General features: G+C 56.6%; 1 protein-coding gene and 3 pseudogenes. 1 reads left to right on the top strand and 3 read right to left on the bottom strand.

Annotated features, from left to right (window positions below; all coding sequences use genetic code 11):
- On the bottom strand, nucleotides 1–234 hold a 234-nt coding region (locus WM40_RS31910; RefSeq protein WP_236693716.1), incomplete at its 3' end, for a hypothetical protein.
- A gap of 334 nt (nucleotides 235–568) precedes the next feature.
- Nucleotides 569–679, bottom strand: a pseudogene (locus WM40_RS32685) (IS6 family transposase); the annotation flags it as partial.
- Nucleotides 680–766: 87 nt separating this feature from the next.
- Between WM40_RS32685 and WM40_RS26260 the strand changes: the two are divergent.
- Nucleotides 767–2,018 (top strand): annotated as a pseudogene (locus tag WM40_RS26260) (IS256 family transposase).
- A gap of 163 nt (nucleotides 2,019–2,181) precedes the next feature.
- On the opposite strand, the pseudogene WM40_RS26255 reads toward WM40_RS26260, so the two are convergent.
- Nucleotides 2,182–2,723, bottom strand: a pseudogene (locus WM40_RS26255) (IS3 family transposase); the annotation flags it as partial.

Below are 2,723 nucleotides of genomic sequence, written 5' to 3'. Positions count from 1 at the left end.
GTCTCTAACATGCTCGGTTGAATCAAAATCGGATCGCATGGAACGCAGCCGAACGTAAATAAGATCGAGAAACTTGAGCGCCCAATTAAGTCGATCATAGTCATCTCTGTCCTCATCAACTTGCCCTTGTTTCGCAAGGGCCTTATCCCCAAGTTCGCCAGCATACTTGGCAAGGATATCTATCTGGTCACAAAAAACCTTCGACGCGAATACCACATCCTCTATCTCATTCAAGATAGAAATTGTGCGTGACACATCGTACTCAAAGGATTGGCCGAAAGAATAAAGGTCGTCGTATATTATATATGTCATTTTTCTCGCCCCCCTGCGACAAGCGGAAAAGGCGGCCTCACATGCGAAATTTGGGTTTTGGTCACGAATACTATCCACCAGACAACCACATCTATGCATTGGTATAACAGAGTATTTTACTGCACCTGCTATGCCTGTCAGATAGGGTCTGTCGCAATAATTGGGTCTGGTATTCCGAAAGGTTCTGTCCCAATAAGAAATGGGTGTGTAAGAATGTCTATATGTATAGTATTACTTATGCAAATAAGGAGTTGAATTACTGAACGGGCGAGCGTACCTTAGCGTAGCCGTTCATATGTCTTCTACGAATCATGTGCATGATTTCGATTCCAGCAAGGATGACGCGTGCGCAACGAAAAGTCTTAAAACGGGGGTGCGACGTTTGATCGCGCGGGGCTACAGGGAGTGTCAGGAATTTTGTGTGTGAGGCTACCATTATGGAAATGGAGCCGTTATGCCACGCAAACCCAAGACACCACCACGCGAACTGCCGTCAATCCCTAAAGAGCTGATCGACCAATTGGCCTCTGGCCCCATGACGGCGGGTTCCATTGAAGATCTGTCCGCCGCCTTGAAGAAGGCGCTCATCGAGCGCGCTCTGGGCGCTGAACTCGGCCAACATCTGGGCTACGAGCCCGGGGCTGAGAAGCCCGCAACGGCCACGAATCAGCGCAACGGGCACAGCGCTAAGAGAGTGCTGACCTCCGACGGCCCGCTACATCTGCAGATTCCGCGCGACCGCGATTCCAGCTTCGAGCCGATTCTGATCCCGAAGCACGAGCGCCGTTTTACCGGCTTCGACGACAAGATTATCGCCATGTACGCGCGCGGCATGACCGTGCGCGAGATTCAGGCATTTTTGCAAGAGCAGTACGGCACCGAGGTGTCGTCGGAGTTCATTAGCTCGGTCACCGACGCCGTGATGGACGAAGTGCTTGCCTGGCAAAGTCGTCCGCTCGAGCCGATGTATCCGGTGGTCTTCTTCGACGCGTTGCGCGTGAAGATCCGCGCCGACGGCTTAGTTCGCAACAAGGCAGTCTACCTAGCCTTGGGTGTCTTGCCTGATGGCTCGCGCGACATTCTAGGCCTATGGATCGAGAACACCGAGGGGGCGAAGTTCTGGATGAAGGTCTTCAACGACTTGAAGACGCGCGGCGTGCACGACATCCTGATTGCCGTCACCGATGGCCATGCAAGGCATGGAGCAGGCGCTTGGCGCCGTGTTCCCGAGGACTACGTTGCTGACTTGCATCGTCCACCTGATTCGTAGCAGCCTGGATTACGCGAACTGGAAGGACCGCAAAGCGCTGGCCGCCGCGCTCAAGCCGGTGTACACCGCGCCAAGTGCCGAAGCCGCTGCGGCTGAACTCGATGCGTTCGATGAAGGCGAATGGGGTCGCCGATACCCGAGAGTGGCCGCAGCATGGCGACGTGTGTGGGAGCGCGTCATCCCCTTCTTTACGTTTCCGCCGGCCGTACGCAAGGTGATTTACACGACGAACGCGCTTGAAAGCGTGAACGCTGGTTTGCGCAAGATCATTCGCACGCGCGGCCACTTCCCGAGTGACGAGGCTGCGACGAAGCTGTTATGGCTGGTGTTGCGCAACATCACGGCGGGCTGGACACGTGAGGCACACGACTGGAAAGCTGCCATGAACCAATTCGCGATACTGTACGAGGAACGCTTCACGCATCCCTACGACTGAGATATCCTCAAACCGCTGCCCGCTGAAAAGCGGGTTGCCTTAACCGCCTCGAACACAAAAAATCTGACAGTCCCACTTGGCTGGAAAACACCTGCGGAAGCGCTGGACCAATACCTAAAGTCTGCTCAATAATCGAGTGTTGCGACGACCGGTTGAATCTACCTTGCGATCCGCGATCGGTGTGAACAATAAGGCCCCGAGGCGGGCGACGTTGCCAGTATGCCGAACGCAACGCCTCGCACACCAGCTTCGCGTCGATGCGCTCGGACATCGACCAGCCGACGATACGGCGGCTCCCCAGGTCCAGAATCGCTGCCAGATACAGCCAGCCTTCGCCTGTTGGCAGGAACGTTATGTCCGCGACCCACGCCTGATTCGATGCCCAACCATCAAAGCGTTGTGCCAATAGGTTCGCCGCCACCGGCAGACGATGCGCCGAGTCCATGGTGGCGCGCCAAGCGCGGCGATACGCCGGACGTAAGCCTTGGTGCACCAGGCTACGACGCACGCGCTCGGCACTCGCTTTCTGTCCCTGTGCGGCCAGCGCTTTTACCAGCCTGGGCCTACCATAGGTACCCCGGCTTTGTGCGTGCAGGCGTGCAATCTCGCCATCAAACGCTGCGCGCCGCTGGCTGCGCGCTTGGCGGGCGCACTCGCCATTGGCAGTAGCCGCTACGCGAGACCTGCAACACCCGGCACAGGCGG

The sequence above is a fragment of the Robbsia andropogonis genome, assembly GCF_000970345.1.
In the GTDB taxonomy this organism is placed as follows: domain Bacteria; phylum Pseudomonadota; class Gammaproteobacteria; order Burkholderiales; family Burkholderiaceae; genus Robbsia; species Robbsia andropogonis.
Note: the sequence above shows the minus strand (reverse complement) of the source record. Positions and strands in the feature narration are given on the sequence as shown.